15 protein-coding genes are annotated in these 15,309 nt (G+C 61.9%); 3 read left to right on the forward strand and 12 right to left on the reverse strand.

The features are described 5' to 3' along the window. The first annotated feature begins 161 nt into the window (after nt 1-161). The 3 genes from PQR42_RS28795 (at nt 162) to PQR42_RS28805 (ending at nt 2,881) form a co-directional block, all read left to right on the forward strand. The gene (locus PQR42_RS28795) at nt 162-485 is read left to right on the forward strand and encodes a DUF485 domain-containing protein (protein ID WP_408220775.1); all 324 of its coding nucleotides are present in this window, start codon (nt 162-164) and stop codon (nt 483-485) included. Further along, nucleotides 482-2,164: a cation/acetate symporter ActP gene (actP, locus tag PQR42_RS28800; RefSeq protein ID WP_408450170.1), complete on the forward strand. Its 1,683-nt coding sequence runs from the start codon at nt 482-484 to the stop codon at nt 2,162-2,164. Before PQR42_RS28795 ends, actP begins: the two co-directional genes overlap by 4 nt. Before the next feature lie 282 nt (nt 2,165-2,446). Continuing rightward, nucleotides 2,447-2,881 (forward strand): PaaI family thioesterase, encoded by a 435-nt coding sequence (locus PQR42_RS28805; RefSeq protein WP_408494293.1) that lies wholly within the window; start codon nt 2,447-2,449, stop codon nt 2,879-2,881. A 184-nt stretch (nt 2,882-3,065) separates the two neighbouring features. Here PQR42_RS28805 and PQR42_RS28810 read toward each other — a convergent pair whose 3' ends face one another. The 12 genes from PQR42_RS28810 to PQR42_RS28865 all read right to left on the reverse strand — a co-directional run. Continuing rightward, nucleotides 3,066-4,751, reverse strand: a complete 1,686-nt coding sequence (locus PQR42_RS28810) for a cation acetate symporter (RefSeq protein WP_408494295.1) — start codon at nt 4,749-4,751, stop codon at nt 3,066-3,068. Continuing rightward, on the reverse strand, nt 4,751-5,071 hold the full coding sequence (locus PQR42_RS28815; protein ID WP_408387407.1) for a DUF485 domain-containing protein: 321 nt from the start codon (nt 5,069-5,071) through the stop codon (nt 4,751-4,753). The genes PQR42_RS28810 and PQR42_RS28815 overlap by 1 nt, the downstream gene beginning before the upstream one ends. 207 nt (nt 5,072-5,278) lie before the next feature. After that, entirely contained in the window at nt 5,279-6,265 is a 987-nt protein-coding gene (locus tag PQR42_RS28820) for an NAD(P)H-dependent flavin oxidoreductase (RefSeq protein WP_408387408.1), read from the reverse strand. 36 nt (nt 6,266-6,301) lie between these two features. After that, entirely contained in the window at nt 6,302-7,510 is a 1,209-nt protein-coding gene (locus tag PQR42_RS28825; protein ID WP_408387409.1) for a CaiB/BaiF CoA transferase family protein, read from the reverse strand. A 43-nt stretch (nt 7,511-7,553) separates the two neighbouring features. Beyond that, a complete protein-coding gene (locus PQR42_RS28830; protein ID WP_408220761.1) occupies nt 7,554-8,366 on the reverse strand; it encodes an oxepin-CoA hydrolase, alternative type in 813 nt (270 codons plus the stop codon). After that, a complete protein-coding gene (locus tag PQR42_RS28835) occupies nt 8,359-9,501 on the reverse strand; it encodes an acyl-CoA dehydrogenase family protein (RefSeq protein WP_408387410.1) in 1,143 nt (380 codons plus the stop codon). The genes PQR42_RS28830 and PQR42_RS28835 overlap by 8 nt, the downstream gene beginning before the upstream one ends. A gap of 10 nt (nt 9,502-9,511) precedes the next feature. Next, entirely contained in the window at nt 9,512-10,720 is a 1,209-nt protein-coding gene (locus tag PQR42_RS28840) for an acyl-CoA dehydrogenase family protein (protein ID WP_408387411.1), read from the reverse strand. Between the two features lie 13 nt (nt 10,721-10,733). Then, on the reverse strand, nt 10,734-11,915 hold the full coding sequence (locus PQR42_RS28845; RefSeq protein WP_408387412.1) for an acetyl-CoA C-acyltransferase: 1,182 nt from the start codon (nt 11,913-11,915) through the stop codon (nt 10,734-10,736). A gap of 46 nt (nt 11,916-11,961) precedes the next feature. Beyond that, nucleotides 11,962-12,153: a hypothetical protein gene (locus PQR42_RS28850; RefSeq protein WP_408387413.1), complete on the reverse strand. Its 192-nt coding sequence runs from the start codon at nt 12,151-12,153 to the stop codon at nt 11,962-11,964. A gap of 222 nt (nt 12,154-12,375) precedes the next feature. After that, a complete protein-coding gene (locus tag PQR42_RS28855; RefSeq protein WP_408387414.1) occupies nt 12,376-13,287 on the reverse strand; it encodes a LysR family transcriptional regulator in 912 nt (303 codons plus the stop codon). Nucleotides 13,288-13,686: 399 nt separating this feature from the next. Further along, a complete protein-coding gene (gene pcaF / locus PQR42_RS28860) occupies nt 13,687-14,889 on the reverse strand; it encodes a 3-oxoadipyl-CoA thiolase (RefSeq protein WP_408387415.1) in 1,203 nt (400 codons plus the stop codon). A 125-nt stretch (nt 14,890-15,014) separates the two neighbouring features. Next, nucleotides 15,015-15,309 (reverse strand): electron transfer flavoprotein subunit alpha/FixB family protein (locus PQR42_RS28865; protein ID WP_408494296.1); only part of this gene is annotated, 295 nt, incomplete at its 5' end.

Below are 15,309 nucleotides of genomic sequence, written 5' to 3' on the forward strand. Positions count from 1 at the left end.
GGACGTGCAAACTTTCCTGCAAAGCAGTTTGCCTGCGACCATCTCAAACAAAGGCGCGCAACCAATATAACAAGTCCGTCGCCGGCCCAAGACTGTTGATCAGCAGAAGTTAGGCCGACATACGCCAAAAGGCGAATATCAGAGGCAGAAAGGAGACATCCATGCAGCAGATCGTAATAGACGCAATACGGAAAAGTGGAGACTATCGGGCGCTTGTGAGAGCCAAACGCCGCTTTAGCTTCACCTTTGCTGGACTGATGACACTGACTTACTACGGATTCATCGTTCTCGTGGCGGCGGCGCCTCGCTTTTTGGCACGGCCGATCTACCACGGCGCTTCCACCAGCATCGGGATCGTCGCCGGTGTAATCGTCATTGTGACTGCTGTCAGTCTGACCGGATGGTACGCGCTTGTCGTGACCCGCGTCCTCGACCCCGGCATGAAGCGCGTCTTACAGAAATCCAGCGGAGCGCACGCAGAATGAAACCGACATTACACATTCCGCTTCTAGCTCTCTGTGTTCCAGTTTGCGTTCAGGCCGCCGAGGGCAACGGTTCCGCTGCCCTCGGCGCGGCGCTGAACCCTATCGCCATTTCGATGTTCTTCCTGTTCGTATGTGTGACTCTCGCAATTACACGTTGGGCCGCCCGTCGAAATACATCGACGCGCGCTTTCTATACAGGCGCCGGCAACATTACAGGCTTGCAGAATGGGCTTGCGATGGCGGGCGACTTCATGTCCGCTGCGTCCTTCCTGGGCCTTTCCGGCATGGTTTTCGCGTTTGGCCTTGATGGTCTTATATACGCCATCAGCTTTCTTGTCGGATGGCCATTCCTCATGTTTCTGCTCGCCGAACCGCTGAGAAACCTGGGCAAGTTCACCTTTGTAGACGTGGTTGCACACCGGTTGCAGCAGGTCCCCATACGGTTGCTTACCTCCTGTACTTCGCTTGTAGTCGTCGTCTTTTTTCTGATCGTGCAGATGGTTGGCGCGGGCAAGCTAATCGAGTTGCTTTTTCATCTACCTTACTGGATTGCCGAGGTGATCGTCGGCATATTGATGGTCACGTACGTTTCATTTGGAGGGATGACCGCCACTACATGGGTACAGATAATCAAGGCTGGGCTGCTTCTTTTCGGCGTAACGTTCATGGCGGCGGCCTCTCTCGCTCAATTCGGTTTCAGTCCAGAGGCGATGTTCACTGCGGCCGTTCGCGCCCATCCGCACGCGGAAGCGATCATGGGACCAGGGCACCTCATGCACGAGCCACTGAACGCGCTGTCGCTCGGCATAGCGGGCATGCTCGGTCCGGCGGGATTTCCTCATATCCTGATGCGCTTCTTCACCGTTCGTGACGCGGCAGAAGCGAGAAAGTCGGTATTCTTCGCGACGGGCTTTATTGGCTATTTTTACCTGCTCACATTCGTCATCGGTTTTTCTGCGATCGCCCTTCTCTCACAACATCCGGAATTTTTCAAAATCGGTTCGACCGGTCAGTTTCTGCTCACCCGAGACCTTATCGGGGGAACAAACATGGTCGCCGTCAACCTGGCCAAGGCGGTCGGAGGAAGTGTCTTTTACGGCTTCATTGCCGCTGTGACTTTTGCGACCATACTCGCCGTGGTAGCGGGTCTGACATTGGCCGGTGCGGCGACCGTCTCGCACGATCTATATTCTTCGTGTATAGCTCGTGGGAAACAGTCCGATCGCCGGGAGATGCAGATATCGCGCATATCGACTGTCGCACTAACCATGGTCGCAGTAGGCTTGGGCATTCCTTTCGAGCACGTGAATGTCGCCTTTATCGTCAGCATGGGAGCAGCGATTGCCGCCAGCGCCAACTGCCCTGTTCTTCTTTGTTCAATATTCTGGCGAGGCACAACCACGCTAGGCGCTGTGCTTGGCGGCCTACTCGGCCTTGTCTCGGCCGTGGTTTTGACAATCCTGTCCAAACCGGTATGGGTCGACGTCATGCAACACGCCAGCGCGCCCATCAGTCTCGACAATCCTTCTCTTTTTTCCGTGCCGCTCGCCTTCGCAGGCATATTTGTTTTCTCGAAGCTTGACCGCACTGCTCGCGCAAAAAAGGAGATTGCCGCCTTCGACGCGCAGGAGTTTATCTCCCAGACAGGCATATCACCTATGGAAGCCACCAGTCACTGATGCACCGCAAGACGCTGTGCAGGCTAGAGTTTGTACGGCGTTGATGTCAAGTTTCAGTTGACAGCTCGTTGACTTTCACAAAATGCGCTTCACCTGTGAATCGGTTTATACTTCGCGTGCGAACATTTAAATACGATGGCGTTCCAGAGAAGATACCTCTCGATGCCGCGAATTGTGGGAGGCAAGTTAATGACCCCAGAAATCAAAGCTGAGCGATCAGGTAGTGGTGTACTGGCCGTCATCGTGTTGGCGCTCGTTTGAACAGAATCAAGAGAGGAAAGGATGAATCCGTTGGAAATGAGCGGTCTTGAATTGCTGCGCGCCGCCGAGTCAGGTCACTTGCCGCGGTCTTCGATGGCGGAGACGATTCCCATGTGGTTCGCAGAGGTCGACCCTGGATACGTGAAGATGACAGCGCGCGCCGGCAGCCAGCATCTGAATCCACTTGGCGGCGTGCACGGCGGCTTCGCCGCAACCGTACTCGATTCCGTGACGGGTTGCGCCGTGCACTCGATGCTGGAAGCCGGCGTCGGTTACGGCACGATCGACCTGCAAGTGAAAATGCTGCGGCCTGTGCCGCGCGATCAGGACGTCGTGGCGGAAGGCCGCACGGTCCACGTCTCGCGGAACATCGCAACCTCGGAAGGTACGTTGAAATCCCTCGACGGGAAGCTTCTCGCGACGGCAACGGCGACTTGTTTTTTGAAGAGAGGTTGAACCAGCGACTGATCAGCGAACTGCGATCCAACCGTTCGTGCCGTAGCCGCAAAAGCATTCGCAACTTCCGCCGTCGTATCCCCGGGCACGGTAATCAGTCGCGTTTCCACTCATACGAAACGTGGCACGGCTCGCGTGTGCGAGCCGCGAACGCATGCGTTGCGGTTGTCCGCGCGAATGGTGTTCAGTGATCGACTGCCTTCGCCGACAGCATGCCCGTCTGCCCATAAAACTCCTGCAGCGCAAACGCTTGCCGCTCTCGCTGCGCACGGGCGCCGCGATCCAGCATCGAGAAGACCCAGATGCCCGCGAACGCGAGCGGCACCGAAACCAGCGCGGGGTTGTCGAGGGACACCAGCGCATGTGCCCGATGCAGCACGTCGACCCATACTGATTTCGAAAACAGTGTCAGCAGCACTGCGGAGGTCAGCCCGAGACTGCCGCCCACCACCGCGCCGCAGGTCGTCATGCCACGCCAGAAAATCGACGACACCAGCACCGGAAAATTCGCACTGGCCGCGACGGCCGCCACGAGACCGACCAGGAACGCCACATTGACGTGCTCGAAGAGAATGCCAAGTCCGATCGCGACGACGCTCAGAATCAGTGTCGCGAGACGTGACATGCGCATTTCGTGAGCTTCGTTGACTTTACCGCGCGCGAGCCAGCATGCGTAAAGATCGTGTGAAACCGTGGTCGCCCCGGAGAGCGTGAGGCCCGCGACCACCGCCAGGATCGTCGCGAAGGTCACGGCGGCGATGAAACCGTAGAACAGGTTGCCGCCCACCGCCTGCGCCAGCTTGACGGCAACCATGTTCGAGCCGCCGACGAGGTCGCGCGTGAGATTGAAATGCCCGTCGACGGCAGCCTTGAAGAACTCGGGATGCTGCGCAAGCAGTGCGATCGCGGAGAAGCCAATCACGAAGGTCAGCAGATAGAAATACCCGATAAGGCCGGTGGCGACGAACACGGACTTGCGCGCCTCCTTCGCGCTGGGCACTGTGAAGAAGCGCATCAGGATATGGGGGAACCCGGCGGTGCCGAACATCAGCGCGATGCCAAGCGAGAGTGCGTTGAGCGGATCCTTCAGCAGCTTGCCGGGGCCCATGATGCTGAGTGAGCCAGGATGGACGTCGACCGCGCGTCGAAACATCTCGTCGGGATTGAAGCCAAATTGCGCGAGCGCGGTGACGGCCATGAACGTCGCGCCGCATAGCAGGAGCACGGCTTTGATGATCTGCACCCAGGTGGTCGCCGTCATGCCACCAAAGAACACGTAGATCACCATCAGCACGCCGACGACGACTTCCGCGATCCAGTACTGCAATCCGAACAGCAACTGGATCAGCTTGCCCGCACCGACCATCTGCACGACCAGATAGAAGACCACGACGACGAGCGACGTGCTGGCAGTCAGGAGGCGAATCGGTGCCTGTTCGAACCGGTAGGCGACCACGTCGACGAACGTAAACTTACCGAGATTGCGCAAGGGCTCGGCGAGCAGGAACATCACAAACGGCCAGCCGACCAGAAAACCGATCGAATAGATCAGGCCATCGAATCCGAACACGAACACCATGCCGGAGAGGCCCAGGAACGAGGCTGCGGACATATAGTCCCCGGCAATGGCGAGCCCGTTCTGAAAGCCGGAGATGCCGCCACCCGCGCTGTAGAAGTCCTTTGTCGTGTGGGTCCTGCGCGATGCCCAGCGCGTAATGCCGAGCGTAACGAGTACGAATAACAGGAACATGCCGATTGCGACGGGATTCAGCTCGACATGATCCGGCACCGGGCCTTCGACGGAGGAGGCGTGAGCGAGCGCGGCCATCGAGGCAAGGCTCGCGCAGGAGAGGAAGCGAACGAGTTTCATCAATGGGTCTCCTTCCCTGCACTGGCGAGAAGCGCGCTCATCGAAGGATCGAGCGTGCGGTTCGCGCGCAGCACGTACCAGCCGGTCATTCCAATCGCGGTCAGGATGATGCCGACGCCCACGACGATGCCGATGCTCGTCGTGGCTCCGGCATACAGCGGATGGGCCAGCACTTGAGGTGCGAGGGCGACGAACAGGATAAAGCCGTAGTACGTGATGATCATCAGCGCTGTCAGCGTGAAGCTGAAACGGCGACGTGACGTGATGAGCCGCTGGTACGCGGGGCTCGCCTTGATTGAATCGATGTGGACATGCTGCATGGGTTGTCTCCTGCCTGTTGTCTGCTGACGTCTTTGATGACGGATGGAATGAGCTTCGGTGGCTCGATACAACTGCTTGACGGGCTGCTTTCAACAGCGCTTCTTATGGATGGGGGACGGTGTTCGACTGGCGAGGGGAACATCGCCTCGCGCTGCGTGAATGCATGACTGACGCCGGCACGGCCCGTGCGGCGCCCATGAACCCGATCAGGCGATCGCTACCCGCGCCAGCGCCTGCCGCATGTCGCTCTCGAAGCGGCGGACGATGTCGGCAAGCGGTTCGATACGGTCGACGAACGCGAGCGACTGCCCGGCGGAAAGCAGCCCCTTCGACCAGTCGCCCGTGACGTACGCGTTGCGGCCGAGCTTGCCGGCAACCATCGGCATCAGGTCCTGAATGGTCACATTCGGGTTCTGTGCCTCGATCTCCTTCACGGCGGCCGTCGTCTCGTTGCGCAGCGTGCGCACGGTGTTGCGCATGGACTGCATGCACAATTCGGTGTCGGTCGGCCCGGCTTCCACCAGCCGCCGCTTGTAATCGGCATGTGCCCAGATCTCCTCGGCCACGGCGAAGCGCGTGCCGACGATGACGCCGGAAGCGCCCATTGCGAGCGCCGCGGCGAGTTGCGAGCCGCGGCCGATGCCGCCGCCGATGAGGTAAGGAATCTCCAGGTGGCTTTCGGCCCACGCGGCGTTCACGAACGATCCCACCATGTCGAGCCCCGGATGTCCCCCGCACTCGGCACCGACGATCGCGACGGCATCGACGCCGATCGAGGCCGCCTTGACTGCAAACCGTACCGCCGGGACCTTGTGGAGCACCTTGATGCCGGCCTGCCTCAGAAGCGGCATGAATGCCTCCGGACTGCGCCCCGAGGTTTCGACGAACTTCACGCCCTCTTCGACGATGAGCTCGAACACTTCCAGCGTCTTCTCGCCCGGGACGAGCTTCGGCAGCATCGAAACGTTGACGCCGAACGGGCCGCCTTCGCACAGGTCGCGACAGCGCCGGATCTCCGCGCGCAGTGCGCGCGGCTCCGGAAAGCTCGCGGCCGTGATGAAACCGATGATGCCGGCGCGCGACGCGGCGGCGACATAGTCCGCATCGGCGAGCCACATCAGGCCGCCGGCGACGATGGGCAGGCGTGTACCGAACAGTCTGGTGATGCCATTGGAAAAAGCGATCTGGCTCATGCAACGATCCCCTAGGAAGTCAGGCTCAATGCAGCGTCAGACGACGCCGTCGGCCTTCAGTTGTGAAAGTCGTTCGTGGGACAGTCCGAGCAACGACTGGAGAACATCGTTCGTGCCTTCCCCGAGTTGCGGCGGAGCGTTTCGCACAGGCAGGCGCGCGCCGTCGAAGCGATAAGGCGGAGCGAGCACGGGCGTGCTGCCGGCCTCGGGATGCGCGTAACTCGTCACAAGCCCGGCCTCTGCCGCGCGCGTTGAGGTGAGCGCATCGTGAAGGCCGGCAACTTCGCCACAGGGAATGCAGGCTTGCGTCAGGTGCTCGAGCAGATCCTGGCGTTTTCTTTTGCCGATCTCGCGCTTGAGTTCGGGCGCGAGCACCTCGCGGTTGGCGGTGCGGGAGATATTCGTGCGGAAACGCTCGTCCTCGAAAAGATCGGGGCGTTCGATCACCTCGCGGCAAAAGCGCTCGTACTGCCGATTGTTGCCGACCGCGATGACGAGCGGCCCATCCTCTGCGTCGAATACGCCGTAGGGCATGATCGAAGGATGCGAATTGCCGTAGCGCGGCGGGTCCTCACCCATGATCAGCGCCTCCAGCCCGTAGTACGCGGTGATCATCAGGCCACAGTCGAAGAGCGCCATCTCGATGTGCCGTCCCTTGCCGGTTTTCTGACGCTCGTAGAGCGCGGCGAGCACCGCCTGGGCGGAGTACATCCCGGTGAACAGGTCGACGGCGGCCACACCGAACTTGAGCGGCGGCCGGTCGGCTTCCCCGTTGAGCGCCATCAGCCCGGCCTCGCCCTGAATGACGAGATCGTAGCCGGGACGTGCCGCTTCCGGTCCGCGGCGATCGTAGCCGGAGATCGAACAGTAGATGAGATCTTCGTGTGCTTCCTTGAGCTGGTCATAGCCAAGGCCGAGCTTTTCCGCGCCGCCGAACTTGAAGTTCTGGATCACGACATCGCTCTGCTGTGCCAGTTCGCGGGCGATCTGCTGGCCCTCGGCGCTTTGCAGGTCGAGACACACCGAGCGCTTGTTGCGGTTGACACTGTTGAAGTAAGCCGTCTCGGTCGTGCCGACGCGCACCCCCCAGTCGCGCGTGTCGTCACCGCGCTTTGGATGCTCGACCTTGATGATTTCGGCGCCGAGATCGCCGAGCACCATGGCGCACCAGGGACCGGCAAGCACGCGGGACAGATCCAGAACGCGAACGCCGGCGAGCGGGAGAGAACAATTCAGGTTCGACATGGCAAATCCGGAGTGAAAAGGGATGATGACGAGAGCGCCACGTCTATTGGGAAGGCACGGCCCGCGCGCGACGCAAGGCCGGGAAATCAGCGGGGCGTTTGTCGAAGAAGGCGTCAATGCCTTCAGCAGCCTCGCCGTCACCGAGCGACTCCGCCATGTACTGGGCCTCAAGGTCCAGTTGCGCTTCGAGCGTGTTCTCACCGGCGCGGCGGCACAGGCTCTTGATCCGGGCGGCCGCGCGTTCGGGACCGGCCGCAACCGACTGTGCCATGGCGATGGCCTCCGTGAGTGCTCTGCCTGGCTCGACGAGGCGATTCACAACGCCGAGCGTCTGCATGCGTTCGCCCGTGACAGGCCTGCCCGTCAGGCACAATTCGGTCAGCAGTTGCCGGGAGACGAACCCGGACAGAAACGCGGTCGCGCCGCCATCGGGCGAAAGGCCGACCTTGATGTACGCCACCGAGAACGACGCATTGCGCGCGGCGACCAGCATGTCACACGCCAGTGCGATCGACAGGCCCGCGCCGGCCGCCGCTCCTTCGACTGCCGCGATCACAGGCTTGCTGCAGTCGCGAATGGCGCGAATCATGTCGTGCAGGCCTTCGATGCCCGCGCGCCGCTCGGGCGGCGTCATGGCGCGCCGCTGCGCGAGGCGTTTCAGATCGCCGCCTGCGCAGAAAGCTCCGCCCACACCCGTCAGTACGATTGCGCCGACATCGGGATCGCGCTGCGCCTGCTCGAGCGCAGCCGGAAGCGCCGTGTACACCTCGGGCGTGAGCGCGTTGCGCGCGGCCGGGTTGTTCAACGACAGCAGTTGCACCGCGCCATCGCGATGCACAAGGACAGGTTCATTCATGGCGCTCACTCCTTCCCAGTGTGATATAGCGTTCGAGATGGTGATCTTCGTCGCCGAGCTGATGATCGATCATCACAAGGCGCTTCGCGTAGTGAGCAAGCGGCAGCTCCCACGTCATGCCGATGCCGCCGTGCATCTGGATGCATTCCTCGGCAACGCGAGTGCCGATGCGCCCGATCGTGTACTTCGCCGCTGACAGCGCGCGTTCGCGCTCAACGCGACCCGCGCCGAGCGCGGCGGCGGCGTTGATGACGGCGGAGCGAGCCTGCTCGATTTCCAGCAGCAGGTCGGCCATGCGGTGCTGCAGCGCCTGGAAGCTGCCGATCGCGACGCCGAACTGCTTGCGCGTGCGCAGATACTCGAGCGTGTGGTCCTTCGCGACATCCATCGCGCCCACGGCCTCCGCGCATAACGCCAGCACGCCGGCGCCGATGCAGAATTCGAGCCTCGCGAATGCCGTGTCCCGTTCGCCGAGCAACGCGTCGTCGGGGAGGCACACTTCGTTCAGACAGATTTCGGCGGCCCGTCCGCCGTCGATCTTCCGATAGCCCCGCACATCGAGGCCCACCGTCTCGCGCGGGACGACAAAGAGCGAGATCCCTGCTTCGGCGTCGGCCACACCGCTCGTACGCGCCGAGACGAGGAAGAAGTCGGCCTCCGCGCCCTGCTGCACGACGGTCTTGGCCCCCGTCAGCACCCAGCCGTTGGAGCCGCGCACGGCGCGCGTCGACACCTTCGTCAGTTCGTAGTGCGAGCCGGGTTCGTCGTGTGCAAGCGCCGCCACGGCACGCCCCTCGACCAGGCTCGCGATGAGCGCCTTCTGCGCCTCGCTGCCTGTATGGGCAAGCGCGTGTCCGACCACCAGCGCACCGACGAACGGCTCGACCACGAGTCCCCGCCCGAGGCTCTCAAACACGACGGCGATATCGAAGCCATCGCCGCCATACCCACCGTCGGTCTCCTTGAAAAGCGCGCCGACGATGCCCAGTTCCGCAAAACGGACCCACAGTTCGCGGCTGAAACCCGAGTCGCTATGCGCGAGCGTGTCGCGCGCAGCGAAGCCATACTGCTCGCTCACGAAGCGGTTCAGCGTATCCGCCAGCATGCGGCGGTCTTCGGTATGCTGGAAATTCATCGCGATCCTCTTACAGTCCCAGGATTATCTTCGAGATGATGTTCTTCTGGATTTCGTTGGAGCCGCCGAAGATCGACAGCTTGCGGTTGTTGAAATAGAGCGTGGCGGCGCTCGCGGCTTCCTCGGGACCGACGCTTGCCTCGTCATAGCCCTCGTGCAGCGCGTCCTCGATGAAGGGCTGCGCATACGGTCCCACCGCGCGACGCATCAGCGACGAGATCTCCTGGCGGATCTCGGTGCCGCGAATCTTGAGCATCGAGCTTTCCGCACCCGGCACGCCGCCGCCCGCCACCGCGGCGATCACACGCAGATTGGTCGTCTTCATGTTTTCCAGATCGACCTCGACGCGAGCGAGGCGCGCCGCAAACAACGGATCGTCGGCAAGCGGTGCGCCGTTGCGCGTGACCTTTGCCGCGACCCGGCGCAATCGCGCCAGCGCCGCGACTGAGAAGCCGACGCCCGCGATGTTCGTGCGCTCATAGGTCAGCAGATATTTCGCGACCGTCCAGCCCTTGTTCTCCTCACCGACGAGATTGGCCGCCGGCACGCGCACATCGGTGAAGAACACTTCGTTGATCTCGTGCTCGCCTTCGAGCGTGATGATCGGACGCACCTCGACGCCCGGCGCGTTCATGTCCACGAGCAGAAAGCTGATGCCCTCCTGTTTGCGCACATCGGATGCCGTGCGCACGAGGCAGAAGATCATGTTCGCGTGCTGGCCGAGCGTGGTCCACGTCTTCTGGCCGTTGACGATGTAGTGCTCGCCTTGCGCATCGATGCCGCGCACCGCGGTCGTCTTCACGGAAGCGAGGTCCGAACCCGAACCCGGTTCGGAATAGCCCTGGCACCACCAGTCGGAGCCATCGAGTATGCGCGGCAGCCAGTAGCGCTGCTGCGCTTCGCTGCCGTACCTGATGAGCACGGGCCCGAGCATGTTCACGCCGAACGGCAAGATGCGCGGTGCGGCCGCCAGCGCGCATTCGTTCTCGAAGATGAACTTCTGCACGGCGTTCCAGCCTGGACCGCCGTACTGTTCCGGCCAGTGACTCGCGAGCCAGCCCTGTTCGTTCAGGATCGCGTGCCATTCTTCCATGTCGGTACGCGTGAGGCGCCAGCCGCTGCGGACCTTGTCGGAAAGCCTCGCCGGCAGTTTCTCCTTCAGAAAGCGCACGACGCGCTCGCGAAAGGCTTCCTCCTCGGGGGTGAAGTTCAGATCCATGACCTCGTGTCTCTCAATAGATTTCGAAAAGCCCCGCGGCACCCATGCCGCCGGCCATGCACATCGTGACGACGGCATACTTCACGCCGCGCCGCCGTCCTTCGATAAGGACGTGTCCCGCGAGACGCGAGCCGGTCATGCCGAACGGATGCCCGATGGAAATCGCGCCGCCATTCACGTTCAGACGCTCGGCCGGAATCTCGAGACGCCGCTGGCAATAGAGCGCCTGCGATGCGAACGCTTCGTTGAGCTCCCACAGACCAATGTCGTTCACCGTGAGCCCATGACGCGCGAGCAGCTTCGGCACGGCGAGCACCGGACCGATGCCCATTTCATCCGGCTCGCAGCCCGCCACCGCCAAGCCGCGAAACGCACCGAGCGGAGCGAGATTCGCGCGTTCGGCGGCCTTCGCTTCCATCATCACGCAGGCAGAAGCGCCATCGGAGTTCTGCGACGAGTTGCCCGCCGTGATGTACTTTTCCGGGCCCTTGACAGGCGCAAGCTTTGCGAGCGCCTCATAGGTCGTACCGGGGCGATTGCAGGTGTCGGCCGAGACCGTCACCTCGCGCTGACTGACGGCGCCCGTCTCCTTGTCGGTCACGGCCATCGTGGTCGTGACCGGCACGATCTCGTCGGCGTAGCGGCCGGCGAGCTGCGCTTGCGCGGTGCGCCGCTGGCTTTCCACCGAAAAACGGTCCTGCTCTTCCCGGCTGATCCCGTAGCGTTGAGCCACGATGTCGGCGGTGTCGATCATCGTCATATAGAGCGACGGCTTGTGTTCCACGATCCATGGGTCGAGCCCGCTCACACCGTCTTCGCGGGTACGGATGCCGGAGATGCTTTCGACGCCGCCGGCGACCATCGCCGGTGCACCGTCGACGACGATGCGGCCGGCGGCCATCGCGATCGCCTGAAGCCCGGAAGCGCAGAAGCGGTTCACGGTGGTGCCCGCGATCGACAGCGGCAACCCCGCGCGGATCACGCTCTGGCGCGCGATGTTGCGGCCGGTCGTGCCTTCCGGATAGCCGCAACCAAGGATCGCGTCCTCGATCAGTTGCGGGTCGATGCCCGAGCGTTCGACGGCGGCGCGCACGGCAAATGATGCGAGCGTGGGGCCGGGTGTGATGTTGAATTCGCCGCGATGCGCCTTGGTCAGCGGCGTGCGTGCGGTGGAAACAATGACAGCTTCGCGCATGGTCTGAATCCTGAAATTGAAACGGGTATTTGACGGGTTGAGCGGATCAGGCGGAACGATCGAGGCTCGCCAGTGTGGCGCGGTGCTTGATGAGATCGACGATGAGCGGCGACGGTTGCCAGAAGACCGGGTCGTGTTGCGTGAACTCGCGGATGTCGGCGCCGCCGATGAAGGTGCGCCTCGCGTCGATCTGCAATACGGCTTGCGTGACCGCGACTCCGGACGCTTTGAGGGTCATTGCCCTTGTCTCCATGTAATTCGTGTTGGGTCATTGTGAAACGCAGCAACTGCATTGACAATCCAACTGGCAATTGACGAACTGTTAACTGAAAATTGACGGTGTAGCGTCGGCAAGACTTAGCCAGTGAAATGCTCGATATTGACGATACGTGGCCGGGAATGGCGGGTTCGGATGACCCGAGCGCGGAACAGGAAAAATGCCCTGTTTTAGGCCCTATTTTTAGGCCCAGGTTTGCGCGAGTGAGATGATTTCGGCTCGCAGATAGTCGATCAGGGCCTGCGTAGACGGCGACGGAAAACGATTGGGGAGCGTCACGATATACAACGTGTTCTGCAAGCCGGCGACCCGGTACTGCGGCAGGATCCGCAGCAGTTCGCGGCACTTGGGCGCATACGGCACATAGGCCGGCAGCAGCCCGATACCCATGCCCTGACTCACCGCTTCCGCCAGAAACGGATAGTCGGACGACTGCAGCGCAGGCTGCATCGTGATGGTGTGGACATCGGCTTCGTCCTGCCGGTGCGTGAGCGTCATCGTGACCCGCCGCTCTGGGTAAGGCGACGCGACCAGCGTCTGCGCTTCGAGATCCGCCGGACAGTCAATCGGACCATGCTTCTCGAGATAGTCGGCCGACGCATAGAGGTTCCAGTCGATCGAGCAGATGTTGCGCGCCACGTAATCCAACGGTGGCGTTGCCGTAATCCTCAACGCGACGTCGACTTCCGCGGCAATCAGATCTTCGATCCGGTTGTTGAACGTGACATTGAGTGTGATGCCCGGATGCATACGCGCGAATTCGAGCAGCTTCGATCCGATGAACATCCTGCCGAAGCCTGTCGGCACGCTGATGCGAACACGACCGCTCAAGGTTCGCCCGAGGCTGTCAATCGACGCGCGAGCCGTGCTCAGGTCTTCCAGCATGCGCAGGCCACAGTCGTACAGCGTGCGCCCGGCTTGCGTCAGTTCGAAATTCCGCGTCGAACGCCGCAGCAATTGCGCGCCCGTTTCGCGTTCCAACAGCTTGAGCCGCTGGCTGATGTTCGAGCGCGTCATGCCAACCTTGCGCGCGGCAGCGCTGAGGCTATGCGATTCGACGATCTCGATGAACAAGCCGATCAGGTTCAGGTCCATGGTGCGTCGATTAACCAAAACTGGAGAATTCGGAACTCCGAAACGAGAAAGCGATCCTGCGCCGCCACCTCCGCCCCGAACTCCCTATCGGCGCTGTTCACGTGAGCGAACCCCGCCCACTTGCCGACCTGGTGCCGGACCTGACCCGGAGAAATCGCCCAATCGCAAGCCGGATCGCCTGATCGAAGCTGGATTCGGTGGCGAGATGACGATTGTCGATTGATACAAGCCAACCTCGCGCAGAATTGCACCAGCGGATGCGACGCTCTTCGTAGAGACTGGAGAACATCCGCCACAGGTCGGCATCTTCCTGATTCGCGGACGCCGCCGCCATGACCCGGCGCAATTGGAAGTTTGTCATTGCATTCACGACCACCTCGCTCGTGCACGTGGTCACGCTTACAGGCGCTCGATTGCGATCGCAATTCCCTGCCCGACCCCAATGCACATGGTGCAAAGTGCAAAGCGTCCCTGCGTACGCTGCAGCTGATACATCGCCGTCGTGACCAGTCGCGCGCCGCTCATGCCGAGCGGATGGCCCAACGCAATGGCGCCGCCGTTCGGATTGACGCGTGCATCGTCATCCGCGACACCCAGCGCGCGCAACACCGCGAGGCCTTGCGACGCGAACGCTTCATTCAGTTCGATCACATCGAACTGGTTGATGTTCATGTTCAGGCGCGTGAGCAACTTTTGCGTCGCGGGCGCAGGGCCGATACCCATCACGCGCGGATCGACGCCGGCCGTCGCCATGCCCAGCACGCGCGCGCGCGGTGTCAGGCCATAGCGCTTCGCGGTCTCTTCGTTTGCCAGCAGCAAGGCCGCCGCGCCATCGTTGACGCCTGACGCGTTGCCCGCCGTCACCGTGCCGTCAGGACGCACGACGCCCTTGAGCTTTGCCAGCGCCTCGAGACTCGTTTCGCGCGGATGCTCGTCCTTCGAGACGACGATCGGATCGCCCTTCTTTTGCGGAATCGTCACCGAAACGATTTCCTGCGCGAGCGTGCCGTTCTGCTGCGCACGCGCGGCCTTCTGCTGGCTGCGCAGCGCGAATGCATCCTGATCCGCGCGGCTGATGTTGTAGTCGGTTGCGACGTTTTCGCCCGTTTCCGGCATCGAATCGACGCCGTACATTTTCTTCATCGGCGGATTGATGAAACGCCAGCCGATCGTCGTGTCGTAGATGTCGGCCTGACGCGAAAACGCACTCGTCGCCTTGCCCATCACGAAGGGCGCGCGGCTCATGCTTTCCACGCCGCCCGCCACCATCAGGCCGGCCTCGCCCGACTTGATCGCGCGCGCCGCAATGCCGATAGCGTCCATGCCCGAGCCGCACAGACGGTTCACCGTGGAGCCCGCCACGTCCCTGGGCAAGCCCGCCAGCAGCAGCGACATGCGCGCGACGTTGCGGTTATCCTCGCCCGCCTGGTTCGCGCAGCCGAAGATGATGTCGTCGATGGCGCTCCAGTCGACTTCCTTGTTGCGCTCCATTAGCGCCTTGAGTGGCACCGCGCCCAGATCGTCGGCGCGCACCGACGACAGCGAACCCGCATAGCGGCCGATCGGTGTGCGAACCGCATCGCACAGAAGAGCCTCGCTCATACTGTCTTCTCCAATTTGAGGTTACAGGAGCTCCGTGGCTCCTTCAGTTTCAATCTTTAGCTAGCAAAAGACCCGAATTGTTTCGCCGTTTTTCCCGCTGTACGCGAGTTTGAAGCGAGCTTGCTTCAGGTAGTTGCTACGAGATCTGGCACTATTGCAAACAGGTCTCCGACCAAGCCATAGTCCGCGACGCTGAAGATCGGCGCTTCTTCGTCTTTGTTGATCGCGACGATCACCTTCGAGTCTTTCATGCCGGCCAGATGCTGGATCGCACCCGAGATGCCGACTGCAATGTACAGTTGCGGCGCGACGATCTTGCCGGTCTGGCCGACCTGATAGTCGTTCGGCACGAAGCCCGCGTCGACGGCTGCGCGCGATGCGCCCAGCGCTGCGTTCAGCTTGTCGGCCAGCGGTTCGAGA

The sequence above is a fragment of the Paraburkholderia sediminicola genome, assembly GCF_046027355.1.
In the GTDB taxonomy this organism is placed as follows: Bacteria; Pseudomonadota; Gammaproteobacteria; order Burkholderiales; family Burkholderiaceae; genus Paraburkholderia; species Paraburkholderia sediminicola_B.